This is a genomic window from Streptomyces sp. NPDC005393 (assembly GCF_040606675.1).
In the GTDB taxonomy this organism is placed as follows: domain Bacteria; phylum Actinomycetota; class Actinomycetes; order Streptomycetales; family Streptomycetaceae; genus Streptomyces.
The window spans coordinates 16,074-37,890 of sequence record NZ_JBEXFG010000013.1 but is presented as its reverse complement, the minus strand read 5'-3'; the positions used below and the strand labels follow the sequence as shown (position 1 = coordinate 37,890).

The window sequence follows — 21,817 nt, the reverse complement described above, 5'->3', positions numbered from 1 at the left end:
CCGATGAAGATCAAGAAGGGCGACCTGGTCCAGGTCATCACCGGTAAGGACAAGGGCAAGCAGGGCAAGGTCATCGCGGCCTTTCCCCGCGAGGACCGCGTCCTGGTCGAGGGTGTCAACCGGGTCAAGAAGCACACGAAGGCCGGACAGACCGCTCGTGGGTCGAAGACCGGCGGCATCGTGACGACCGAGGCCCCGATCCACGTGAGCAATGTTCAGCTCGTGGTGGAGAAGGACGGCAACAAGGTGGTCACCCGCGTCGGATACCGGTTCGACGACGAGGGCAACAAGATCCGCGTTGCCAAGCGGACCGGTGAGGACATCTGATGACTGCCACCACCAGTGCACCGCGTCTCAAGACGCGCTACCGCGAAGAGATCCAGGGCAAGCTGCAGGAGCAGTTCTCCTTCGAGAACGTCATGCAGATCCCGGGTCTGACCAAGGTCGTGGTCAACATGGGCGTGGGCGATGCCGCCCGCGATTCCAAGCTGATCGAGGGCGCCATCCGCGACCTCGCCACGATCACCGGTCAGAAGCCGGCCGTCACCAAGGCCCGTAAGTCCATCGCGCAGTTCAAGCTGCGTGAGGGCCAGCCGATCGGTGCCCACGTCACCCTCCGCGGTGACCGCATGTGGGAGTTCCTGGACCGTCTGGTGTCGCTCGCGCTTCCGCGCATCCGCGACTTCCGCGGTCTGTCCCCGAAGCAGTTCGACGGCCGGGGCAACTACACCTTCGGTCTCACGGAGCAGGTCATGTTCCACGAGATCGACCAGGACAAGATCGACCGCGTCCGGGGTATGGACATCACCGTGGTCACCACGGCGACCAATGACGAAGAGGGCCGGGCCCTGCTGCGTCACCTCGGCTTCCCGTTCAAGGAGGCGTGAGCCGTGGCGAAGAAGGCTCTTATTGCCAAGGCCGCCCGCAAGCCCAAGTTCGGCGTGCGCGCGTACACCCGTTGCCAGCGCTGCGGACGTCCGCACTCCGTCTACCGCAAGTTCGGCCTGTGCCGCGTGTGCCTTCGTGAGATGGCTCACCGTGGCGAGCTGCCGGGCGTGACCAAGAGCTCCTGGTAATCAGCCCATACGGGCTGGTACCGGGCTCTCGGTAAGCAAATGGATGGCGGGCCCCGCCCTCTCACTCCCGTAGAGTGGAAGGGTTGGGTGCTCGCCGCCCAGAATCCTTACTACGCCGTAGGTCCCCGCGCCGCACCCGTGCCCACCGTGAGTGGGTGAGAGGGATGGCGCAGATAGGAAACCCCGGCGAGAGAGGCCGAAGGCCATCATGACCATGACCGATCCAATCGCAGACATGCTGACACGTCTGCGAAACGCGAACTCGGCATACCACGACTCCGTCGTGATGCCCCACAGCAAGATCAAGTCGCACATCGCGGAGATCCTCCAGCAGGAGGGTTACATCACCGGCTGGAAGGTCGAGGACGCCGAGGTCGGCAAGAACCTCACCCTCGAGCTGAAGTTCGGGCCCAACCGCGAGCGCTCGATCGCCGGCATCAAGCGGATCTCGAAGCCGGGCCTGCGGGTCTACGCAAAGTCCACCAACCTGCCGAAGGTGCTCGGCGGCCTGGGCGTGGCGATCATCTCCACGTCGCACGGGCTCCTCACCGACAAGCAGGCCGGCAAGAAGGGCGTGGGTGGGGAAGTCCTCGCCTACGTCTGGTAACCAGGGAACGGAGGAAGCACATGTCGCGCATTGGCAAGCTGCCTATCCAGGTTCCCGCTGGTGTGGACGTCACCATCGATGGCCGCACGGTCGCTGTGAAGGGCCCCAAGGGTTCTCTCTCGCACACCGTCGCCGCGCCGATCGATGTCGCCAAGGGTGAGGACAACAACCTTGTTGTCACCCGCCCGAACGACGAGCGTCAGAACAAGGCCCTGCACGGCCTGTCCCGCACGCTGGTGGCGAACATGATCACCGGCGTGACCCAGGGCTACAGCAAGGCGCTCGAGATCAGCGGTGTCGGTTACCGCGTCCAGGCGAAGGGCTCCAACCTGGAGTTCTCCCTGGGCTACAGCCACCCGATCGTGGTCGAGGCACCGGAGGGCATCACCTTCAAGGTGGAGTCCCCGACCAAGCTGAGCGTCGAGGGCATCGACAAGCAGAAGGTCGGCGAGGTCGCCGCGAACATCCGCAAGCTGCGCAAGCCCGACCCGTACAAGGCCAAGGGCGTCAAGTACGCCGGCGAGGTCATCCGCCGCAAGGTCGGAAAGGCTGGTAAGTAAGCCATGGCATACGGTGTGAAGATCGCTAAGGGCAACGCCCGCAAGGCCGCCGCCATCAAGCGCCGTCACATCCGCGTCCGCAAGCGGATCTCCGGTACGCCGGTTCGTCCCCGCCTCGTCGTGACGCGGTCCAACCGTCACATGGTGGCGCAGGTCATCGACGACATCGCAGGCCACACCCTGGCCTCCGCGTCGACCCTGGACACCTCCATCCGTGGCAATGAGGGCGACAAGAGCGCGCAGGCCAAGCAGGTCGGCGCTCTGGTGGCCGAGCGAGCGAAGGCCGCGGGTGTCGAGGCCGTCGTGTTCGACCGCGGTGGTAACCAGTACGCCGGGCGGATCGCCGCTCTGGCGGACGCCGCCCGCGAGGCCGGGCTGAAGTTCTAAGCCCCGGTTCCGGAGCTAGCGGACGTAAACGAGAGAGGTAAATCCAATGGCTGGACCCCAGCGCCGCGGTGGCGGCGCCGGTGGCGGCGAGCGGCGGGACCGGAAGGACCGGCGGGACGGTGGCGCAGCTGCCGAGAAGACCGCCTACGTCGAGCGCGTTGTCGCGATCAACCGCGTCGCCAAGGTAGTGAAGGGTGGTCGTCGCTTCAGCTTCACCGCGCTGGTCGTGGTGGGCGACGGTGACGGCACCGTGGGTGTCGGTTACGGCAAGGCCAAGGAGGTGCCGGCCGCCATCGCCAAGGGTGTGGAGGAGGCCAAGAAGCACTTCTTCAAGGTCCCCCGGATCGCCGGCACCATCCCGCACCCGATTCAGGGCGAGAAGGCCGCGGGCGTCGTGCTGCTCAAGCCGGCGTCCCCCGGTACCGGTGTGATCGCCGGTGGCCCGGTGCGCGCCGTGCTGGAGTGCGCGGGCATCCACGACGTGCTCAGCAAGTCGCTCGGCTCGTCGAACCCGATCAACATCGTGCATGCCACGGTGACGGCCCTCCAGGGACTTCAGCGTCCCGAGGAGATCGCCGCCCGCCGTGGTCTGCCGCTGGAGGACGTCGCCCCCGCCGCTCTGCTGCGGGCGCGTGCCGGGGTGGGTGCGTGAGCATGGCCCGCCTGAAGATCACGCAGACGAAGTCCTACATCGGCAGCAAGCAGAACCACCGCGACACGCTGCGTTCGCTCGGGCTGAAGAAGCTCGGCGACGTGGTTGTCAAGGAGGACCGCCCCGAGTTCCGCGGCATGGCGCAGACCGTGCGGCACCTCGTGACGGTTGAGGAGGTCGACTGAGATGGCGGAGAACAACCCGCTGAAGGTCCACAACCTCCGGCCCGCCCCGGGCGCCAAGACCGCCAAGACCCGTGTCGGTCGTGGTGAGGCGTCCAAGGGTAAGACCGCTGGACGTGGCACCAAGGGCACCAAGGCCCGCTACCAGGTTCCGGAGCGCTTCGAGGGTGGGCAGATGCCCCTCCACATGCGGCTCCCGAAGCTCAAGGGCTTCAAGAACCCGTTCCGCACCGAGTACCAGGTCGTGAACCTGGACAAGCTGGCCGCGCTCTACCCGCAGGGTGGCGAGGTCACGGTGGCCGACCTGGTCGCCAAGGGTGCGGTTCGTAAGAACCAGCTCGTCAAGGTGCTGGGTACCGGTGAGGTCTCCGTGGCGCTCCAGGTGACGGTCGACGCCGTCTCCGGCTCCGCCAAGGAGAAGATCGCCGCCGCCGGTGGCACCGTCACCGAGCTCGTCTGAGCATGGTGCGAAACTGGCCGGGGATGCCCCAAATTCGGGGCATCCCCGGTTGGTCGTTCCAAGCGGGGCCAGGTCGCCGGTAAGGTGGCGTGCGTTATTACCTTCCGCGCGGTGCGTGTCCGCGTGGGTCCTGGCTGATAAGTATTCGTCGATCCTCAAGACCGTCACCTCTCGCGCATGACGCGGGGGGCGCAGGAGGCACCGTGCTCACCGCGTTCGCCCGGGCGTTCAAGACGCCCGACCTGCGCAAGAAGCTGCTGTTCACGCTGGGCATCATCGTGCTCTTCCGGCTCGGGCAACACGTCCCGATCCCGGGCATCGACTACAAGAACGTCCAGACGTGCATGGACCTCGCCAAGGGCCAGCAGGGGCTGTTCGGCCTGGTCAACCTGTTCAGTGGTGGCGCACTGCTCCAGATCACCATCTTCGCGCTCGGGATCATGCCGTACATCACGGCGAGCATCATCCTGCAGCTGCTGACCGTGGTGATCCCGCGCCTTGAGGCCCTCAAGAAGGAGGGCCAGTCCGGTCAGGCGAAGATCACGCAGTACACCCGCTATCTGACTGTCGCGCTCGCGATTCTGCAGGGCACCGGCCTGGTGGCCACCGCCCGCAGCGGCTCGCTCTTCCAGAGCTGCCCGGTCGGCAATCAGATCGTCCGGGACAGTTCGATCTTCACCACCGCCGTGATGGTCATCACGATGACCGCGGGCACCGCGCTGATCATGTGGCTCGGTGAGCTGGTCACAGACCGCGGCATCGGCAACGGCATGTCGATCCTGATGTTCGTCTCCATCGCGGCCGGTTTCCCCAGCTCGATGTGGGCCATCAAGGAGCAGGGCAAGATCATGGGCGGCTGGCTGGAGTTCGGCCTGGTCATCCTGTGTGGTCTGGCCATGGTCGGCCTGGTGGTCTTCGTCGAGCAGGCGCAGCGCCGGATCCCGGTGCAGTACGCCAAGCGGATGATCGGCCGTCGCTCGTACGGCGGTACGTCCACCTACATCCCGATGAAGGTCAACCAGGCGGGTGTGATCCCTGTCATCTTCGCGTCGTCTCTGCTCTACATCCCGGCACTGATCGTTCAGTTCAGCCAGTCGAAGGCGGGCTGGGCGAACTGGATCTCGCAGAACTTCGTCAAGGGCGATCACCCGGTCTACATCGCCACGTACTTCCTGCTGATCGTTTTCTTCGCCTTCTTCTACGTCGCCATCAGCTTCAACCCCGAAGAAGTTGCCGACAACATGAAGAAGTATGGTGGGTTCATCCCGGGTATTCGGGCTGGTCGTCCCACTGCTGAGTATCTGAGCTACGTGCTGAACCGCATCACGTGGCCCGGTGCGCTCTATCTGGGCTTGATCGCCCTGGTGCCCACGGTGGCACTGGTGACGCTCAACGCCAATCAGAACTTCCCGTTCGGTGGCACGAGCATCCTGATCATCGTGGGTGTCGGCCTGGAAACCGTGAAGCAGATCGAGAGCCAGCTTCAGCAGCGACACTACGAAGGGTTCCTCCGCTGATGCGAATCGTCCTCGTCGGGCCGCCCGGAGCCGGCAAGGGTACGCAGGCCGCGTACCTGGCCGAAAACCTGTCGATCCCGCACATCTCCACGGGCGACCTCTTCCGCGCCAACATCAGCCAGGGCACACCGCTCGGCAAGCAGGCGCAGGAGTACATGCGGGCCGGGCAGCTGGTACCGGACGAGGTCACCATCGGCATGGCCGAGGACCGGATGGCCCAGCCGGACGCCGCGAACGGCTTCCTGCTCGACGGCTTCCCGCGGAATCTGGCCCAGACCGAGGCGCTCGACACGCATCTGGGGGACCTCGACCGCTCGCTGGACGCGGTGCTGGATCTGGAGGTCCCCGAGGACGAGGTGGTCAAGCGCATCGCCGGCCGCCGCACCTGCCGCAACGACAGCGCGCACACCTTCCATGTGGAGTACAAGAAGCCCGAGGCCGAGGGCGTGTGCGACGACTGCGGCGGTGAGCTGTACCAGCGCGAGGACGACAGTGAGGAAACGGTCCGCAAGCGGCTGGAGGTCTACCACCGCGAGACCGAGCCGATCATCGACTACTACAAGACCAAGGGCCTGGTCGTGACGATCTCGGCGCTCGGCAAGGTGGCCGAGATCACCCAGCGGGCCATGGAGGCCCTGGCGGACAAGGCCACCAAGGCCGCCTGAAGCCCCTCTTCGCGGCTGAACCGCCGCCGCTCTCGCGGAGGTGGTCGCTCGCCGCGGGGGTCGCTCAATTGATGGTTACTGTTGGTACGGCCGCGAGCCTCCGGGGCGTCGCGGCCGTACTGTTGAGCAGAACGATGGACCGCGGAAGGTGTGTGATGGTCGAGATCAAGACCCCCGAGCAGATCGCGAAGATGCGCGAGGCGGGGCTGGTCGTCGCCGCCATCCACGAGGCGACGCGTGAGGCGGCCGTCCCCGGCGCCACCACCAAGGACCTGGACGACGTCGCCCGCAAGGTGCTCGCCGACCACGGCGCCAAGTCGAACTTCCTGGGCTACGGCGGCTTCCCCGCGACCATCTGCACCTCCGTGAACGATGTCGTGGTACACGGCATCCCGGACCGGGAGACCGTCCTGAAGGACGGCGACATCATCTCCATCGACGCGGGCGCGATCGTGGACGGCTGGCACGGCGACGCCGCCTTCACCGTCTTCGTCGGCACCGGTCACGCGCCGGAGCTGCATGAGCTGAGCCGGGTCACCGAGGAGTCGATGTGGGCCGGGATCGCCGCGGTCCGCAAGGGCAACCGGCTGATCGACATCTCCAAGGCCATCGAGGGCTACATCCGCCGCCAGCCGCGTCCCGCCTCCGGCAAGTACGGGATCATCGAGGACTACGGCGGCCATGGCATCGGCTCGCAGATGCACATGGACCCGCATCTGCTGAACTATGTCTCCAAGAAGCGCGGCAAGGGCCCCAAGCTGGTCCCCGGCTTCTGCATCGCGATCGAGCCCATGGTGAGCCTCGGCACCGCGAGGACGCACGTCCTGCCCGACGACTGGACCGTCAAGACGGACGACGCGACCTGGTCCAGCCACTGGGAGCACTCGGTCGCGCTGACCGAGGAGGGTCCGCTGGTGCTGACCGCCCTGGACGGCGGAAAGGCCAAGCTCGCCGAGCTGGGCATCGAGACCGCGCCCGACCCGCTGGCATGAACCCGTTTTGTGCGGCTCGGTTCGCCTCCGGGGCGCTTCAGCGTCCCCCCGCCTTCGGCGCCTTCGGCGGGGGGACCCCCTGTCGACGGTCCACCGTGCTCGGCGCCTCGCGCGGCGGAAGCCGCATATCGATCGCAGCCCTCGGGACCTCCGCGCGCTCTCCCCTTCGGCAGCGGCGCGCCCCTTCGGCTGGGGGCATAAAGATCTCCACATTGGGGCATGCTGGCACGGATTCGTGTTTCGGGATGCGCTGACGTAGACTGACACGTCGGCTCACGCATGCCCTCCCGCATGTCGCGAGCCGATCAAGGTAGCCGATCCCGAAAGCAGGACATGGCCAAGAAGCAAGGCGCCATCGAAATTGAGGGCACCGTGATCGAGTCTCTGCCGAACGCGATGTTCAGGGTGGAGCTTCAGAACGGTCACAAGGTCCTCGCGCACATCAGCGGCAAGATGCGTATGCACTACATCCGCATCCTGCCCGATGACCGGGTCGTTGTGGAGCTGTCTCCCTACGACCTCACGCGCGGACGGATCGTCTACCGCTACAAGTAGATCTCACGACCCGGAGAACCTCACACCATGAAGGTCAAGCCGAGCGTCAAGAAGATCTGCGACAAGTGCAAGGTGATCCGCCGTCACGGCCGGGTCATGGTCATTTGCGACAACCTGCGCCACAAGCAGCGCCAGGGCTGACGCACGCCGGCCGCAGACCTGCACCTCTCGCAGTTTCTTCGCGCGACGCATAACTGTATGTACATACGCAGTCACCCGTTTCCGCTTCGGCGGGGACGACACCCCCGGTCGGAGGCCGGGGACCCGGCCATCGGGCCGGGAGCGGTGCTGCGGAAGACCTCCGACAACCATCTGGAGCCAGATTCATGGCACGCCTCGCAGGCGTTGATCTCCCGCGCGAAAAGCGCGTCGAGGTCGCCCTCACCTACGTCTTCGGCATCGGTCGCACCCTTGCCCAGCAGACGCTCGCCAACACCGGTGTGAACCCGGACACGCGCGTTCGCGACCTGGCCGAAGAGGACCTGGTCAAGCTCCGCGAGTACGTGGACAACAACTTCAAGACCGAGGGTGACCTCCGTCGCGAGATCCAGGCCGACATCCGCCGCAAGGTCGAGATCGGCTGCTACCAGGGTCTGCGTCACCGCCGCGGCCTGCCGGTCCACGGCCAGCGCACGAGCACCAACGCCCGCACCCGCAAGGGCCCGCGTCGCGCGATCGCCGGTAAGAAGAAGCCGGGCAAGAAGTAGTCCTCACCGGACGCTGCCAAGCGGTCCGAGCTGTAGGACCGACCACCTCCACGGGAGAATTCAGGAATGCCTCCGAAGAGCAGGACGGCCGGCGCCAAGAAGGTGCGCCGCAAGGAAAAGAAGAACGTCGCCCACGGGCACGCTCACATCAAGAGCACGTTCAACAACACCATCGTCTCGATCACCGACCCGACCGGGAATGTGATCTCTTGGGCCTCCGCCGGCCACGTCGGCTTCAAGGGCTCGCGCAAGTCCACTCCGTTCGCCGCGCAGATGGCCGCCGAGTCGGCTGCCCGCCGCGCGCAGGAGCACGGCATGCGCAAGGTCGACGTGTTCGTCAAGGGTCCGGGCTCCGGCCGTGAGACCGCGATCCGCTCGCTCCAGGCCACCGGCCTGGAGGTGGGTTCGATCCAGGACGTCACTCCGACTCCGCACAACGGATGCCGCCCGCCCAAGCGCCGGCGCGTCTGACCAGCCGAAGTAGGAGATAACTAGACAATGGCGCGTTACACCGGGGCCGACTGCAAGCGTTGCCGTCGGGAGAAGCAGAAGCTCTTCCTCAAGGGGAGCAAGTGCGAGAGCGCGAAGTGCCCGATCGAGATCCGTCCTTACCCCCCGGGTGAGCACGGTCGCGGGCGCACCAAGGACAGCGAGTACCTGCTGCAGCTCCGTGAGAAGCAGAAGGCGACCCGCATCTACGGCGTCCTTGAAAAGCAGTTCCGTGGCTACTACGCGGAGGCGAACCAGAAGACCGGCAAGACCGGTGAGAACCTGCTTCGCATCCTCGAGACCCGCCTCGACAACGTGGTCTACCGGGCCGGCTTCGCCAAGTCCCGCGATCACGCCCGTCAGCTGGTCCGCCACGGTCACATCGATGTGAACGGCCGCAAGACCGACATTCCGTCGGCCCGCGTCTCCGTGAACGACATCATCGAGGTCCGCCCGAAGTCCCGGACCCTGACCCCCTTCCAGGTGGCTCAGGCCGAGGCCGGCGAGCGCACCGTGCCGGCGTGGCTGGAGGCCATTCCGTCGCAGCTGCGGATCCTCGTGCACGCGATGCCCGAGCGCCAGGTGATCGACACCCAGGTGCAGGAGCAGCTGATCGTCGAGCTCTACTCGAAGTAGTACGGCGAGTAGTGCGGACGATACGGGCGGTACGGAGCCGATTGGCACGTACCGCCCGTACTATTGAAGGGTTCGGCGTCAAATAGTGGGCGCCGGAGACTGGAGGCAAAACCCATGCTGATCGCTCAGCGTCCCTCGTTGACCGAAGAGGTCGTCGACGAATTCCGCTCCCGGTTCGTGATCGAGCCGCTGGAGCCGGGCTTCGGCTACACCCTCGGAAACTCCCTGCGTCGTACGCTCCTCTCCTCGATCCCCGGTGCGGCGGTCACGTCCATCCGGATCGATGGGGTCCTGCACGAGTTCACCACCGTGCCGGGCGTCAAGGAGGACGTCACCGATCTCATCCTCAACATCAAGCAGCTGGTCGTCTCCTCGGAGCACGACGAGCCGGTCGTGATGTACCTGCGCAAGCAGGGTCCCGGCCTGGTCGCCGCCGCGGACATCGCCCCGCCGGCCGGTGTCGAGGTGCACAACCCCGACCTGGTCCTCGCCACGCTGAACGGCAAGGGCAAGCTGGAGATGGAGCTGACCGTCGAGCGCGGTCGCGGCTATGTCTCCGCCGTGCAGAACAAGCAGGTGGGCCAGGAGATCGGCCGGATCCCGGTCGACTCCATCTACTCGCCCGTCCTCAAGGTCACCTACAAGGTCGAGGCGACCCGTGTCGAGCAGCGCACCGACTTCGACAAGCTGATCGTCGACGTCGAGACCAAGCAGGCCATGCGGCCGCGTGACGCCATGGCGTCGGCCGGTAAGACCCTGGTCGAGCTGTTCGGTCTGGCCCGCGAGCTGAACGTGGACGCCGAGGGCATCGACATGGGCCCGTCCCCGACGGACGCCGCCCTGGCCGCCGATCTGGCGCTGCCGATCGAGGAGCTCGAGCTCACCGTCCGCTCGTACAACTGCCTCAAGCGTGAGGGCATCCACTCGGTGGGCGAGCTCGTCGCCCGCTCCGAGGCGGACCTGCTCGACATCCGCAACTTCGGCGCCAAGTCGATCGACGAGGTCAAGGCGAAGCTGGCCGGTATGGGCCTGGCCCTCAAGGACAGCCCGCCCGGATTCGACCCGACCGCCGCCGCCGACGCGTTCGGCGCGGACGACGACGCGGACGCCGGCTTCGTGGAGACCGAGCAGTACTGAGCCCCTGGCTCAGTCGCGGTTCACACACTTCCGGCGGGTGACCGCCCGCCGGTAACTGACACCGGTACCTGATACGGCCGGTGCAGACATCAAGGAGAAACACCATGCCGAAGCCCGCCAAGGGCGCCCGTCTGGGCGGCAGCGCTGCGCACGAGCGGCTGCTCCTCGCGAACCTCGCGAAGGCGCTGTTCGAGCACGGCCGGATCACCACCACCGAGGCCAAGGCGCGCCGTCTGCGTCCGGTCGCGGAGAAGCTGGTCACCAAGGCGAAGAAGGGCGACATCCACAACCGTCGCCTGGTGCTGCAGACGATCACGGACAAGAGTGTCGTGCACACTCTCTTCACCGAGATCGCGCCGCGCTACGAGAACCGGCCGGGTGGCTACACCCGCATCACCAAGATCGGTAACCGCCGTGGCGACAACGCCCCGATGGCGGTCATCGAGCTGGTCGAGGCGCTGACCGTGCAGCAGACCGCTGTCGGCGAGGCCGAGGCCGCCACCAAGCGCTCCGCCAAGGACGCTGCCGGCGACCAGGCCGTCGCGGACCTCAAGAAGGACGCTCCTCGCGAGAGCGAGGGTGAGCCGGACGAGGCCCCGGCTGCCGAGGCCCCGGCCGAGGAGTCCAAGGACTCCTGAGTCCGTCCCCGCGTGAGCGGGGGTGACCGGACGCCTGAGACGTCTGAGGCACGGATGGGCCTGTCCCCAGATTCTGGGGGCGGGCCCCTTCCGCGTTGAGAGGAACTGTGGTGAGTGACGAGGCGGCATGCGGCTTCGTACGGGTACGGCTGGATCTGGCCTACGACGGCAAGGACTTCTCCGGCTGGGCCAAGCAGCGCGAACGGCGCACGGTGCAGGGCGAGCTGGAGAGCGCCCTGCGCACGGTGACGCGTTCGTCCGAGACCTATGAGCTGACGGTCGCGGGGCGCACCGACGCCGGGGTGCACGCCCGCGGCCAGGTCGCGCATGTCGATCTGCCGGAGCCGCTCTGGGCCGAGCACCGGGACAAACTGCTGCGCCGTCTCGCGGGCCGGCTGCCCCATGACGTCCGCGTCTGGCGCGTCGCCGAGGCCCCGCCCGGCTTCAACGCCCGCTTCTCCGCGATCTGGCGCCGCTACGCCTACCGCGTCACCGACCACCCCAGCGGCGTCGACCCGCTGCTGCGCGGCCATGTGCTGTGGCACGACTGGCCGCTCGACGTCGACGCCATGAACGAGGCCTCCCAGCGGCTGCTGGGCGAGCACGACTTCGCCGCGTACTGCAAGAAGCGGGACGGCGCCACCACCATCCGCACCCTCCAGCGGCTGAGCTGGGAGCGCGGCCCGGACGACATCATCACCGCGACGGTCCGCGCCGACGCCTTCTGCCACAACATGGTCCGCTCCCTGGTCGGCGCCCTCCTGTTCGTCGGCGACGGCCACCGCCCCCCGGACTGGCCGGCCAAGGTCCTCTCCGCGGCGGTGCGGGACTCCGCCGTCCATGTCGTCCGCCCGCACGGCCTGACCCTCGAAGAGGTCGGCTACCCGGCCGACGACCAACTCGCCGCCCGCAACCGCGCATCCCGCAACAAGCGCTCCCTCCCGGGCGCGACGGCCATCGGCTCGGGTTGTTGCTGACCGCCGGGGGTGTACGGCGGTGATCAGCGGGTACTCGCCGGCGCGCGGGCTGACGCGCTTTCCGGGCCCCCGGGTGGATCGATAATATTTGCTATCCGACAGGGGATACGGGCCGATGGAAGGGGCCGACGGCCGGCCGCACCACGCCTGACGAGGGCGCTGCGGGAACGGGTCGCTGACCGGCGGCCCGGCCGGGCCCTGACATGGCTCAGCCGCGGCACGCATCAGCACGTGCCGCGGCTGGGAGCCATGACCTCAGGCGGGCCTCACCGGGCCGGGCCGAGGCGCTGCCCCGGAATGCGGTCCTGACGGCCCTGATGCCCCTGAGCGCGCCCCTTGTGCTGGAGCGCCGGGCGCAGGTGGCGGCAAGCGCCCTCGTCATGCGGCTGCGCGCGGACCAGCTCCTCGAACAGCGTGCGGGCCGCGGCCATCGCCTCCCGCAGCCGCTCCGTCTCCACCCGGCCGTCGTGGGCCTCGGCCGCCGTGGTGTGCAGCTGCCGGTAGCCGTCGACCTCGTAGGCGTGGCGGACGGACATCGCGTCCACCCGCTCCTCGTAGGACCCGGCCGGATAACCGCGCTCGGCGGCCAACTGCTCCAGCAGCCGGTCGGCTTCCCGCACCGCGCGCGCCGGGGAGTCGACGAACTGCTCCTGCAGGCCCGCCCACCGGGCCGCGTACTGCTCCCGGGCCTCCGGCGTCAGACGCTGTATCGACAGGGCGCCGTAGTGCCGGACCCGCTCGCTCAGCTCCCACTGGGCCGCCTTCGCATCGCCGTTGTGCCGCGCGACGGCCCGGTCGTACTCGGGGCCGAACCGGTTCATCAGGCCGCTGCGGCTGCTCTGCCGCACCGCCGGAGCGAGGACGAGCGCCGCGATGGCGGCCAGCGCCGCCATCAGGATGATGAGCGTAACTGTTGACATCGTTATGCCTTTCGCAGAGATTTTCCTCGCTCGAGGCTGATATGACCGAGTGTTACCGATGCCGCGCACGCCAAACCCCCCGGATTCGGCCCGTGATGGTCAACCCGTCGGGGCCGAGCAGGTGATGGTCAGATCGCCGCCGCCGGTGAGACGGGGCCGGATGCCGTGGGTGACCGGGTGGAGGTCCGTCTTGTCGCGGTCGACGATGTCGCCGAGGATGCGGCCGATCCGGATCGGAGTGCCGGACCCGGCGGACTTACGGAGCGTCAGCGTCCACACCGCCGCCCCGGCGCCGCCCGTGCGGGCCTCGTGGATCCGCTCATAGGGGACGGTGAAGCGGAACCGGCCGCTGCCGAGGGCCGTGACACCGGTGAGGAACGGGCGGCCCGGACCCCGGGTCGGGGTGGCCTCCGCGATCGGGGCGGCGTCGGGCCCGAAGAGGGCGCCGTGCAGGGTGCCTTCGACGGCGAGCCCGTCGGCGTCCGCGCGGATCACCCGGGCCTCGGCATGGGCCGGGCGCCGCCAGGCGCGCAGTGCCAGATAGCCGTCGACGGTGGGGTAGGGGATCCACCAGGAGAACGGGGAGCCGGGCAGCGGCTCCAGACCGAGCAGCCCGCGCCCTTCGGCGTAGCGGCTCAGAACACGCCGGCGGGCGCCGTCGGCGGGGCGTACGACATGGAGGTCCCAGCGGCCCTCGGTGAGGTCCACCGCCCCGCGGTCGACCGTCGCCGTCCACAAGTCGGAGGACGTCACCGTCGGCGGGTGGAGCGGAAGGCGTATCGGGGCGCCGTCGCCCCGGCGGCGGGTGAGGGTCAGCGCGAGGTCGGCGCCGTGGACGCCGGCGGGCTCGACGAGGACGGCCAGATTGCCGTGGGCGGTGACGCGGCAGGAGGCCACGGGCCGCAGCGGCTTGCGGATCAGCTGTTTGACCGCACCCTTGAGAGTGGTCAGGGGGGTGCCCGGGGTACGGCTCCTCACCGAGCCCCCCGCCCCGCGACGGGCAGCGGGGGCCACGGTGCCGCGTGCCGAGTGGAGTTCGGCGATGAGCGTCTCGTACGCGGCCGCCACGCGCTCCGGGGCGTACCGCTGCGCCGCGACGCGCGCCGCCTCGCCCATCGAGCGGCGCAGCTCGTCGTCCTCGATCAGGGTCAGCAGCCCCTTGGCGATGCGGTCGGCGTCGCCGACCGGTACCAGGAGCCCGTCCCGGCCGTCGGTGATGATCTCGCCGGGGCCGTGCGGGCAGTCGGTGGCGACGACGGGCACACCGCAGTGCATGGCCTCGACGATCGTCATGCCGAACGACTCCTCGCGCGAGGTGACGGCGGCGATCGCGCCCTTGGCCCACTCCGTCTCGATGGGGGAGTGGGCGCCCATGAGGGTGATGTGTCCGGCCAGCCCGAGCTCGTCGATCTGGCGGCGGAGCGTGGTCTGTTGGGGGCCGCGTCCGTAGATGCGCAGGTGCCAGTCGGGGTGTTTGGCGGCGACCGTCGCCCAGGCGCCGACCAGCAGGTCGTACCGCTTGACGGGGATCAGCCGGCCCGCGGCCACGACCAGCTTGGCGCGGCCGTCGGAGGGTTCGATGCCGGTGGCGGGCACGCCGTTGGGCAGGGCGGTCAGCCGGGTGGTGACGCCGGGCAGATGGGCGCGGTGGGTCGCCGCGTCGGCCTCGGAGACGGAGGTGTACGCGTCGAGATGGGGGATGGCGGCATTGCACGCGGCGCGGATCTCGGCCCCATGGGTGCTGTAGATCCGGTGTTCCTGACCGATTCGCAGATAGCGGCCCTCGCGGCCGAACACGGCGAGGTAGACGACCAGTCCGGGGCGGGTGGCGATGACGACATCGGCGTCGGTCCGGGCGAGATGGGCGGCGACGCGCTGGTCGGTGAGGGCGTTGAAGTTGGTGGTGCCCTTGGCCTCGGCTGCGGGGACATGGGCGCTGGGCCGCGTCAGCAGGGGATTGCCGAGGTCGTTGGACCCGGCCGCGGCGTCGGGGCGCTTGTCGATCAGCGGCGTCAGCCGGACGCCGCGGGGGAGGGGGAGGTTCGGGGTGTCGATGGTGCGGATGAGGGAGACGATCTCCACGCTGTGGTGGACGGCGAGCGCGCCGGCCACATTGAAGGTCGACCGGATGGTGCCGCCGATTCCATAGGCGTTGTGCAGCAGAAAAGTAATCTTCATGGTGATGTACGCGCGGCGCGCTGGATCTGCCGCGTCATGCCCTCCCCTCCGGGGCCACGCTTCTCGTTCTGGTTCCGAACCAGGCTGCACGGAGCCGGTATGGGGCCGGTGTGATGCCGGTATGGAGCCAGTAAGGACCGATCGGTCGGTAAGACAGGGTGAGCACGAAAAGGTTGCTTATGCGCATGGTGATATGGGATGCGCCACATTGAGGCAACCTTCGGCGGTCCCAGGCGTCCGCGGGAAGGCGAGGTGATGTCCATACGGTGGCGATATTGGATCGTCATGGAAAACGCTTGGCCGCTTACGACCGCCCGTAGTTGGATGACCGAAGCATGTGGGCGGGACGTCAACCAAGGGTGGACAAAGGCATGAACAAGTCTGGGGCGCGGCGAGCCGTGCTCGCGGCGGCGGCGATGATCACGGCGCTGGGCCTGACGGCCGGCTGTGGCGGCGACTCCGGCGACGGCAAGAGCGACAGCGCGAAGAGCGGCGGCAAGAACGGCGACAAGGCCGCGAGCAGCGCACCCGCCGCACAGCCCCTGTCCGCGTCCGCCCTGCAGCAGGCCGCGCTCGCCAAGGGCGAGGTCAAGGGCTTCGAGATCCGGAAGATGACGGAGAAGGAGTTCAGCGACGGCGGGGAGGCGAAGGCCGCGAAGCCCGCGTGCCAGCCGCTGGCCGCGCTGATGGGCTCCCGTTTCGACCCGGCGCCCAAGGCCGGCGTCTACCGCATGTACGCCGGCTCCGGCTCCGCCGCGAAGGTCGGCGGCTCCGGCCTGTTCCGGGTCTCCTCCTACGGCCCGGGCGACGCCGAGAGGACCGTCAAGGACATCCGCGACGCGGTGACGGCCTGTCAGGACGGATTCGAGGCGAAGGACGGCTCCGGGGAGAAGTCCGACGTCGCGAAGGTGTCATCGCTGGACGCGCCCAAGCTGGGCGACGAGGCGGTCGCCTACAGCCTGCTCGACGGCGGCAAGGAGAAGGCCGTCATCAAGTTCACGGTGGTGCGCTCGGGTCCGCAGCTGACGGTGTTCTTCGGCGTCAACCTCGCCGATCCGACGACGTCCGAGATCCCCCAGGAGCTGCTCAGCGCCCAGGTGGCGAAGGTCGAGAAGGCGGCGCGCTCCTAGGTTCTGTCCGGCGGCCCAGGCCCCGTCCGGCGGCCGCCTCCGGTCTCAGCCGGTGGCGGCCGCGGCCGCCGACGCCTGTGCGTTGCCGCGGGCCAGGATGCGGCGGAAGGTGTAGTCGGCCAGGTCCCGGCCCGCCTGGAGGGCCTTGGTCTCCGACTCCGTGACCGCCTTGCCCGACGTATAGCCGGAGATGGTGAAGTAGGCGTACCGGCCGATGGCGTTGGCCGAGCTGCGGCAGGCCGTCCGGCGGCAGAAGGACGGCACCCCGCCGCCGGCCAGCGAGGCGATGTTGGGCCGGTACCGGTCCTTCGCCTTCTCCGCCGCCGCCTTGCCGTCGAAGACGGCGACGCCGACCGTCACCGCGACGCCGTCCCGGGAGAACGTCGCCCGGAACACCTTGCGGCAGCCGTTGTCGGCCAGGATCGAGCCGAGCGCCCCCTGGGTCGCCGCGGCGCAGCTCGTCGTCGAGGCGGTCGTGGCCTTGGCGTACGAGCGGTCGTCCGTGGCCGCCTTCTTCTCGGGGAAGAGGGTGTCCGCGCTGAGCGGCGCCTTGTCCCGCTTCGCGCTGGAGAGGATGTCCAGCGGCCTGGGCGGGGCCGGCGGGGCGACATCGGAGAAGGTGGGCTCGGACGTCGCCGACTCGCTCGGCAGATCCTGGGGCGTGGGCAGCTGACTGGCCGCATTGCCGTCGGCCTTGTCCTTGCCGCCGCTGCTGACCACGGCGGTGGCGACGATCGCCGCGACGGCCGCCGTGGCGAGCACCCCACCGCCGATGAAGAGCAGCCTGCGGCGCCGGTTGCGCGCGGCGGTGTTGTCGGCGAGCGCGGCCCAGTCCGGTGTCGATGGCTGAGATCCCCCGGGCCCGTACGGCCCCCCTTGCCCAAAGCTCATGGCGCACATCGTAATCCGGCCGGCTCTTGAACCGGTGGGCCCGGTCGGCGGCCCCCGGTCACAATCCGGTCATGGGGCATGGGTCATGGGTCATGTGGAGGCAGGGCATCCGGAGTACGGACCGGTGGGGCGCACCCTCGTCGACATCCTGTGGACCGAGCACGCCGAGGACCGGGACGGGGCGATGAGCGCCCTGCGCCGCCCCGCCCGTTCCCGGGCTCCGTCGCGGGGTACGGCTACGCGGGCGCCGGGGTGCGGGCCGTTGCCGGGTGCGGGCCGGCTGTGCCCACCCGCCCCCGGCTACCGCTGGGAGGTGCCCCCGGGCCCGCGGAACGAATGCCCACGATCTTGCCGGTATGCGCCGCCCGGGCGGGCTGCCGGGTGCGGGCCGGCTGTGCCCACGCCCCCCGGTCGGAGGTCGGCCTCCGGGGTGAGCGCAGGGGCCGAGTGGGCGTGGCGTGCTGCGTGGAGCGCAGGGGCGTTTTGACCCGTGCGGGGGCGGGCCGGTATTCTGCCAGTTCGTTATGCGTATTGGCTTGCTCGTTCTCACGTGAGAGGCCGTTACGCCGGTCCACCGGGCCGATGACCAGCGGCAGGCACGCGGATGCGTCACCGACGTGCGGCCAAGGCTGTCGTGATCGTCCGGGTGGCCCGTGTCCGGACCCTTCCCCTAAGCCCTAGCGGGCTTGGGGAGGCCCCATCACTGAAGAAGCGAAGGCTACGACCGTGCGTACGTACAGCCCCAAGCCCGGCGACGTCCAGCGTCAGTGGCACGTCATCGATGCCACCGACGTTGTTCTGGGCCGCCTGGCCACCCAGGCTGCCACCCTGCTGCGAGGCAAGCACAAGCCGGTGTACGCGCCGCATGTCGACACTGGTGACTTCGTCATCATCATCAACGCCGACAAGGTGCACCTTTCCGGTAACAAGCGGACCCAGAAGATGGCGTACCGCCACTCCGGATACCCGGGTGGTCTGCGCTCCATCCGCTACGACGAGCTGCTGGAGAAGAACCCCGAGAAGGCCGTCGAGAAGGCCATCAAGGGCATGCTCCCCAAGAACACCCTGGGCCGTCAGATGCTCTCGAAGCTGAAGGTGTACTCGGGTGGCCAGCACCCGCACGCCGCTCAGCAGCCGGTCCCGTTCGAGATCACCCAGGTCGCGCAGTAGTCCCGGCCACCACCTAAGACGAAAAGAATCTGAGGAGCATCGTGGCCGAGACCACCCCCGAGACCCCCGCCGAGACCCCCCTCGATGTCGAGGAGTACACCACCGAGAGCGTTGAGACGGTCGAGTCGGAGTACACCTCCGAGTCGCTCGCTTCCCGCTTCGGTGAGCCGCAGCCGGCCGCCGGCACCGGGCGCCGCAAGAACGCCGTGGCGCGTGTGCGCATCGTGCCGGGCAGCGGCCAGTGGAAGATCAACGGTCGGACCCTTGAGGGGTACTTCCCCAACAAGGTCCACCAGCAGGAAGTCAACGAGCCCTTCAAGGTGCTCGAGCTGGACGACCGCTACGACGTCGTCGCCCGCATCTCGGGCGGCGGCGTCTCCGGACAGGCCGGTGCGCTGCGTCTGGGCATCGCCCGTGCGCTGAACGAGGCGGACGTGGACAACAACCGCGCCCCGCTCAAGAAGGCCGGCTTCCTGACCCGTGACGACCGCGCCACCGAGCGTAAGAAGGCCGGTCTGAAGAAGGCCCGCAAGGCGCCGCAGTACAGCAAGCGCTAATCCTCGCCCTCCGCGCATCATTGCGGATCGTGCGGCTTCGCTGCTTATTCGAACGCCCCGGCGGCACCATCCGTGCCCCGGGGCGTTCGGCTATCGCCACCTGGGGGCGTATACCTTCAAGCAAGCTTCCAGCAAGCTTCTGCCCCCCAGCTCGTAATCTCGGAGGACACCAGTGGGACGACTCTTCGGTACGGATGGTGTGCGCGGCGTCGCGAACGCCGGCCTGACGGCTGAGATGGCGCTCGGCCTGTCGGTCGCGGCGGCGCATGTGCTCGCCGAGCTGGGTACCTTCGAGGGCCATCGGCCGGTGGCGGTGGTCGGGCGGGATCCGCGCGCGTCCGGGGAGTTCCTGGAGGCGGCCGTGGTGGCGGGGCTGGCGAGCGCGGGTGTGGACGTCCTGCGGGTCGGTGTGCTGCCGACGCCGGCCGTCGCCCATCTGACCGGCGCGCTCGACGCGGACCTCGGGGTGATGCTCTCCGCCAGCCACAACCCGATGCCCGACAACGGCATCAAATTCTTCGCCCGCGGCGGCCACAAGCTCGCCGACGAGCTGGAGGACCGCATCGAGACCACCTACCACGCGCACGCCTCCGGCGAGCCGTGGGACCGGCCGACGGGGGCCGGGGTGGGCCGGGTGCGGACCTACGAGGAGGGCTTCGACAACTACGTCGCGCACCTCGTCGGCGTCCTCCCCAACCGGCTGGACGGGCTCAAGGTCGTCATCGACGGGGCGCACGGGGCCGCCGCTCGCGTCTCCCCGGAGGCGTTCGCGCAGGCCGGGGCCGAGGTCGTCACGATCGGCACCGAGCCGGACGGGCTCAACATCAACGACGGCTACGGCTCCACCCATCTGGCCAGGCTCCAGGCCGCCGTCGTCGAGCACCGGGCCGACCTCGGCATCGCCCACGACGGCGACGCCGACCGCTGCCTCGCCGTGGACGCGGTGGGCCGCGAGGTCGACGGCGACCAGATCCTCGCCGTCCTCGCCCTCGCGATGCGCGAGGCGGGCACCCTGCGCAAGGACACGGTCGTCGGCACCGTGATGTCGAACCTCGGCTTCAAGCTCGCCATGCGGCGGGAGGGCGTCGAGCTGGTCCAGACGGCGGTCGGGGACCGCTATGTGCTGGAGGAGATGAAGGCGTACGGCTACGCCCTCGGCGGCGAGCAGTCCGGCCACGTCATCGTCCTCGACCACGCGACGACGGGCGACGGCACCCTGACCGGCCTGCTGCTCGCCGCCCGCGTCGCCGCGACGGGCCGCACGCTGGCCGACCTGGCGGGCGTCATGGAGCGCCTTCCCCAGGTCCTGGTCAACGTCCCGGACGTCGACAAGGCCCGCGTCTCCTCCAGCGCCGAGCTCGCCACGGCCGTGTCGGAGGCGGAGCGCGAGCTGGGCGAGACGGGCCGGGTCCTGCTCCGTCCGTCGGGTACGGAGCCGCTGGTCCGCGTGATGGTCGAGGCCGCCGACATCGACCAGGCCCGCTCCATGGCCGGCCGCCTGGCGGACGTCGTCAAGTCCGCCCTGGGCTAGCCCCGGCCCCGGTCCTCACTCGCCGGACGGGCTGATTCTCCGGCCCGTCCGGATCGTGCGGGCGGGCACGCTGACGCTGCTCGTGCGGAAGGCTCCGTGGGGCGGCAGCGTCGCCCTCAGAGCTTGCGCAGGGACAGCCGCTGGACCTTGTGGTCGGGGCCCTTGCGGAGGACCAGCGTCGCCCGTCCCCGCGTCGGCTGGACATTCTGCTTCAGATTCGGCTGGTTGATGGTCCGCCAGATCATCCGGCCGTAGTCGAGCGCCTCGTCCTCGGAGACCTGGGTGTACTTGCGGAAGTACGAGGACGGGTCCTGGAAGGCCGTCTCGCGCAGCTTCTTGAAGCGGCCGAGGTACCAGCGCTCGATGTCCTCGGTGCGGGCGTCGACGTACACGCTGAAGTCGAAGAAGTCCGCGAGCCCGACCCGGGTCAGCCCGTCGTTGCCGGGCAGCGCGGGCTGGAGCACATTGAGCCCCTCGACGATCAGGATGTCGGGGCGGTGCACGGTCAGCCGCTCGTCCGGGACGATGTCGTAGATCAGGTGGGAGTAGACCGGCGCCGTGACCTCCGCCTTGCCCGCCTTCACATCGGCGACGAAGCGGGTCAGCGCCCTGCGGTCGTACGACTCGGGGAACCCCTTGCGCGACATCAGCCCGCGCCGGTACAGCTCGGCGTTGGGGTAGAGGAAGCCGTCAGTGGTGATCAGCTCGACGCGGGGGTGCTCGGGCCAGCGGGCCAGCAGCGCCTGGAGCAGCCGGGCGGTGGTGGACTTGCCGACCGCGACGCTGCCCGCCACGCCGATGACGAAGGGGGTGCCGTCCTGGGTGCCGCCGCCCTTCTTCGTACCGCCGAGGAAGGTGTTGAGCGCGCCGCGCAGCCGGCCGGTCGCGGCGACGTAGAGGTTGAGCAGCCGGGAGAGCGGGAGGTAGACGTCCCGTACCTCGTCGAGGTCCATGGCGTCGCCGAGCCCGCGCAGCCGCTCCACCTCCTCGGCGGTCAGCGGCAGCGGGGTCTTGTCCCGCAGCGCGCTCCACTCGGCGCGTGACAGATCCACGTACGGGCTTGCCTCGCCGCTCCGCCGCTGTGGGGCGCGCACGGTGCGCGCCGCGCGCGCGGTTGACGTGATCACACCCTCATTGTGTGGGCTGGGGACCGGGGAGTGGGGTGCGCGGGGGCGTGGGGTCGGTCACCCCGGTGCGGGGGTG

28 protein-coding genes are annotated in these 21,817 nt (G+C 68.9%); 24 read left to right on the top strand and 4 right to left on the bottom strand.

Annotation, left to right across the window (positions count from 1 at the left end; all coding sequences use genetic code 11):
* Positions 1-3 precede the first annotated feature (3 nt).
* From rplX to truA, 20 genes are all read left to right on the top strand, one after another.
* Positions 4-327: a 50S ribosomal protein L24 gene (gene rplX, locus ABZS71_RS14055; protein ID WP_014054173.1), complete on the top strand. Its 324-nt coding sequence runs from the start codon at positions 4-6 to the stop codon at positions 325-327.
* Positions 327-887, top strand: a complete 561-nt coding sequence (rplE, locus tag ABZS71_RS14050) for a 50S ribosomal protein L5 (RefSeq protein ID WP_355843303.1) — start codon at positions 327-329, stop codon at positions 885-887. The genes rplX and rplE overlap by 1 nt, the downstream gene beginning before the upstream one ends.
* Before the next feature lie 3 nt (positions 888-890).
* Positions 891-1,076, top strand: a complete 186-nt coding sequence (locus ABZS71_RS14045) for a type Z 30S ribosomal protein S14 (protein WP_003956452.1) — start codon at positions 891-893, stop codon at positions 1,074-1,076.
* Positions 1,077-1,284: 208 nt separating this feature from the next.
* A complete protein-coding gene (rpsH, locus tag ABZS71_RS14040) occupies positions 1,285-1,683 on the top strand; it encodes a 30S ribosomal protein S8 (protein ID WP_055556099.1) in 399 nt (132 codons plus the stop codon).
* A gap of 20 nt (positions 1,684-1,703) precedes the next feature.
* Entirely contained in the window at positions 1,704-2,243 is a 540-nt protein-coding gene (gene rplF, locus ABZS71_RS14035; protein WP_355843299.1) for a 50S ribosomal protein L6, read from the top strand.
* Between the two features lie 3 nt (positions 2,244-2,246).
* Positions 2,247-2,630, top strand: a complete 384-nt coding sequence (gene rplR, locus ABZS71_RS14030; RefSeq protein WP_355843296.1) for a 50S ribosomal protein L18 — start codon at positions 2,247-2,249, stop codon at positions 2,628-2,630.
* A 46-nt stretch (positions 2,631-2,676) separates the two neighbouring features.
* Complete coding sequence (gene rpsE / locus ABZS71_RS14025; protein ID WP_311726664.1) at positions 2,677-3,282, top strand: 30S ribosomal protein S5; 606 nt, start codon at positions 2,677-2,679, stop codon at positions 3,280-3,282.
* A 2-nt stretch (positions 3,283-3,284) separates the two neighbouring features.
* Positions 3,285-3,467, top strand: coding sequence for a 50S ribosomal protein L30 (gene rpmD / locus ABZS71_RS14020; protein WP_037952898.1), 183 nt, complete (start codon positions 3,285-3,287; stop codon positions 3,465-3,467).
* A gap of 1 nt (position 3,468) precedes the next feature.
* On the top strand, positions 3,469-3,924 hold the full coding sequence (gene rplO, locus ABZS71_RS14015) for a 50S ribosomal protein L15 (protein WP_137993928.1): 456 nt from the start codon (positions 3,469-3,471) through the stop codon (positions 3,922-3,924).
* A gap of 203 nt (positions 3,925-4,127) precedes the next feature.
* Positions 4,128-5,441: a preprotein translocase subunit SecY gene (gene secY, locus ABZS71_RS14010; protein ID WP_356209886.1), complete on the top strand. Its 1,314-nt coding sequence runs from the start codon at positions 4,128-4,130 to the stop codon at positions 5,439-5,441.
* Positions 5,441-6,106: an adenylate kinase gene (locus tag ABZS71_RS14005; protein ID WP_355843288.1), complete on the top strand. Its 666-nt coding sequence runs from the start codon at positions 5,441-5,443 to the stop codon at positions 6,104-6,106. The genes secY and ABZS71_RS14005 overlap by 1 nt, the downstream gene beginning before the upstream one ends.
* A gap of 155 nt (positions 6,107-6,261) precedes the next feature.
* Positions 6,262-7,098, top strand: a complete 837-nt coding sequence (gene map / locus ABZS71_RS14000) for a type I methionyl aminopeptidase (protein ID WP_355843285.1) — start codon at positions 6,262-6,264, stop codon at positions 7,096-7,098.
* Positions 7,099-7,431: 333 nt separating this feature from the next.
* Positions 7,432-7,653, top strand: a complete 222-nt coding sequence (gene infA, locus ABZS71_RS13995) for a translation initiation factor IF-1 (RefSeq protein ID WP_014047798.1) — start codon at positions 7,432-7,434, stop codon at positions 7,651-7,653.
* Positions 7,654-7,680: 27 nt separating this feature from the next.
* Entirely contained in the window at positions 7,681-7,794 is a 114-nt protein-coding gene (gene rpmJ, locus ABZS71_RS13990; RefSeq protein ID WP_003956441.1) for a 50S ribosomal protein L36, read from the top strand.
* A 185-nt stretch (positions 7,795-7,979) separates the two neighbouring features.
* Positions 7,980-8,360 carry a 30S ribosomal protein S13 gene (gene rpsM, locus ABZS71_RS13985; RefSeq protein ID WP_254746245.1) on the top strand — a complete coding sequence of 127 codons (381 nt, stop codon included), beginning with the start codon at positions 7,980-7,982 and terminating at the stop codon, positions 8,358-8,360.
* A 66-nt stretch (positions 8,361-8,426) separates the two neighbouring features.
* Positions 8,427-8,831: a 30S ribosomal protein S11 gene (gene rpsK / locus ABZS71_RS13980; RefSeq protein ID WP_009715860.1), complete on the top strand. Its 405-nt coding sequence runs from the start codon at positions 8,427-8,429 to the stop codon at positions 8,829-8,831.
* Positions 8,832-8,858: 27 nt separating this feature from the next.
* Positions 8,859-9,485 carry a 30S ribosomal protein S4 gene (gene rpsD / locus ABZS71_RS13975; protein ID WP_355843279.1) on the top strand — a complete coding sequence of 209 codons (627 nt, stop codon included), beginning with the start codon at positions 8,859-8,861 and terminating at the stop codon, positions 9,483-9,485.
* A gap of 114 nt (positions 9,486-9,599) precedes the next feature.
* On the top strand, positions 9,600-10,622 hold the full coding sequence (locus tag ABZS71_RS13970; protein WP_355843276.1) for a DNA-directed RNA polymerase subunit alpha: 1,023 nt from the start codon (positions 9,600-9,602) through the stop codon (positions 10,620-10,622).
* 104 nt (positions 10,623-10,726) lie between these two features.
* Positions 10,727-11,260 (top strand): 50S ribosomal protein L17, encoded by a 534-nt coding sequence (gene rplQ, locus ABZS71_RS13965; protein WP_355843273.1) that lies wholly within the window; start codon positions 10,727-10,729, stop codon positions 11,258-11,260.
* Between the two features lie 110 nt (positions 11,261-11,370).
* Positions 11,371-12,237: a tRNA pseudouridine(38-40) synthase TruA gene (truA, locus tag ABZS71_RS13960; RefSeq protein WP_356209883.1), complete on the top strand. Its 867-nt coding sequence runs from the start codon at positions 11,371-11,373 to the stop codon at positions 12,235-12,237.
* 266 nt (positions 12,238-12,503) lie between these two features.
* Here truA and ABZS71_RS13955 read toward each other — a convergent pair whose 3' ends face one another.
* Together ABZS71_RS13955 and ABZS71_RS13950 are read right to left on the bottom strand one after the other, a co-directional pair.
* Positions 12,504-13,157, bottom strand: coding sequence for a hypothetical protein (locus tag ABZS71_RS13955; RefSeq protein WP_356209881.1), 654 nt, complete (start codon positions 13,155-13,157; stop codon positions 12,504-12,506).
* A gap of 99 nt (positions 13,158-13,256) precedes the next feature.
* Positions 13,257-15,335, bottom strand: coding sequence for a glycosyltransferase family 4 protein (locus tag ABZS71_RS13950; RefSeq protein ID WP_356209878.1), 2,079 nt, complete (start codon positions 15,333-15,335; stop codon positions 13,257-13,259).
* A gap of 371 nt (positions 15,336-15,706) precedes the next feature.
* On the opposite strand from ABZS71_RS13950, the gene ABZS71_RS13945 reads away from it, so the two are divergent.
* On the top strand, positions 15,707-16,465 hold the full coding sequence (locus ABZS71_RS13945) for a hypothetical protein (protein WP_356209875.1): 759 nt from the start codon (positions 15,707-15,709) through the stop codon (positions 16,463-16,465).
* Positions 16,466-16,510: 45 nt separating this feature from the next.
* On the opposite strand, the gene ABZS71_RS13940 is transcribed toward ABZS71_RS13945, so the two are convergent.
* Positions 16,511-17,356 (bottom strand): hypothetical protein, encoded by an 846-nt coding sequence (locus ABZS71_RS13940; protein WP_355843258.1) that lies wholly within the window; start codon positions 17,354-17,356, stop codon positions 16,511-16,513.
* A 726-nt stretch (positions 17,357-18,082) separates the two neighbouring features.
* Between ABZS71_RS13940 and rplM the strand changes: the two genes are divergently transcribed.
* The 3 genes from rplM to glmM all read left to right on the top strand — a co-directional run bounded on the left by rplM (position 18,083) and on the right by glmM (position 20,614).
* Entirely contained in the window at positions 18,083-18,526 is a 444-nt protein-coding gene (gene rplM, locus ABZS71_RS13935) for a 50S ribosomal protein L13 (RefSeq protein WP_355843255.1), read from the top strand.
* Positions 18,527-18,567: 41 nt separating this feature from the next.
* A complete protein-coding gene (gene rpsI / locus ABZS71_RS13930) occupies positions 18,568-19,083 on the top strand; it encodes a 30S ribosomal protein S9 (RefSeq protein ID WP_355843252.1) in 516 nt (171 codons plus the stop codon).
* A 172-nt stretch (positions 19,084-19,255) separates the two neighbouring features.
* Positions 19,256-20,614, top strand: coding sequence for a phosphoglucosamine mutase (gene glmM / locus ABZS71_RS13925; protein WP_355843249.1), 1,359 nt, complete (start codon positions 19,256-19,258; stop codon positions 20,612-20,614).
* Between the two features lie 116 nt (positions 20,615-20,730).
* On the opposite strand, the gene coaA is transcribed toward glmM, so the two are convergent.
* Positions 20,731-21,708 (bottom strand): type I pantothenate kinase, encoded by a 978-nt coding sequence (gene coaA, locus ABZS71_RS13920; RefSeq protein ID WP_355860373.1) that lies wholly within the window; start codon positions 21,706-21,708, stop codon positions 20,731-20,733.
* Between the last annotated feature and the right edge of the window lie 109 nt (positions 21,709-21,817).

Bases quoted from the DNA above. Each gene is read 5' to 3' on its own strand.
- rpsD (WP_355843279.1), top strand. From the start codon at position 8,859: ATGGCGCGTTACACCGGGGCCGACTGCAAGCGTTGCCGTCGGGAGAAG.
- ABZS71_RS14005 (WP_355843288.1), top strand. From the start codon at position 5,441: ATGCGAATCGTCCTCGTCGGGCCGCCCGGAGCCGGCAAGGGTACGCAG.
- rplE (WP_355843303.1), top strand. From the start codon at position 327: ATGACTGCCACCACCAGTGCACCGCGTCTCAAGACGCGCTACCGCGAA.
- rpmJ (WP_003956441.1), top strand. From the start codon at position 7,681: ATGAAGGTCAAGCCGAGCGTCAAGAAGATCTGCGACAAGTGCAAGGTG.
- ABZS71_RS13950 (WP_356209878.1), bottom strand. From the start codon at position 15,335: ATGAAGATTACTTTTCTGCTGCACAACGCCTATGGAATCGGCGGCACC.
- rpsK (WP_009715860.1), top strand. From the start codon at position 8,427: ATGCCTCCGAAGAGCAGGACGGCCGGCGCCAAGAAGGTGCGCCGCAAG.
- ABZS71_RS13970 (WP_355843276.1), top strand. From the start codon at position 9,600: ATGCTGATCGCTCAGCGTCCCTCGTTGACCGAAGAGGTCGTCGACGAA.
- ABZS71_RS13955 (WP_356209881.1), bottom strand. From the start codon at position 13,157: ATGTCAACAGTTACGCTCATCATCCTGATGGCGGCGCTGGCCGCCATC.
- rplX (WP_014054173.1), top strand. From the start codon at position 4: ATGAAGATCAAGAAGGGCGACCTGGTCCAGGTCATCACCGGTAAGGAC.
- rpsH (WP_055556099.1), top strand. From the start codon at position 1,285: ATGACCATGACCGATCCAATCGCAGACATGCTGACACGTCTGCGAAAC.
- rpsM (WP_254746245.1), top strand. From the start codon at position 7,980: ATGGCACGCCTCGCAGGCGTTGATCTCCCGCGCGAAAAGCGCGTCGAG.
- ABZS71_RS13940 (WP_355843258.1), bottom strand. From the start codon at position 17,356: ATGAGCTTTGGGCAAGGGGGGCCGTACGGGCCCGGGGGATCTCAGCCA.
- rplR (WP_355843296.1), top strand. From the start codon at position 2,247: ATGGCATACGGTGTGAAGATCGCTAAGGGCAACGCCCGCAAGGCCGCC.
- ABZS71_RS13945 (WP_356209875.1), top strand. From the start codon at position 15,707: ATGAACAAGTCTGGGGCGCGGCGAGCCGTGCTCGCGGCGGCGGCGATG.
- rpmD (WP_037952898.1), top strand. From the start codon at position 3,285: ATGGCCCGCCTGAAGATCACGCAGACGAAGTCCTACATCGGCAGCAAG.
- rplQ (WP_355843273.1), top strand. From the start codon at position 10,727: ATGCCGAAGCCCGCCAAGGGCGCCCGTCTGGGCGGCAGCGCTGCGCAC.
- rplO (WP_137993928.1), top strand. From the start codon at position 3,469: ATGGCGGAGAACAACCCGCTGAAGGTCCACAACCTCCGGCCCGCCCCG.
- rplF (WP_355843299.1), top strand. From the start codon at position 1,704: ATGTCGCGCATTGGCAAGCTGCCTATCCAGGTTCCCGCTGGTGTGGAC.
- map (WP_355843285.1), top strand. From the start codon at position 6,262: ATGGTCGAGATCAAGACCCCCGAGCAGATCGCGAAGATGCGCGAGGCG.
- rpsE (WP_311726664.1), top strand. From the start codon at position 2,677: ATGGCTGGACCCCAGCGCCGCGGTGGCGGCGCCGGTGGCGGCGAGCGG.
- infA (WP_014047798.1), top strand. From the start codon at position 7,432: ATGGCCAAGAAGCAAGGCGCCATCGAAATTGAGGGCACCGTGATCGAG.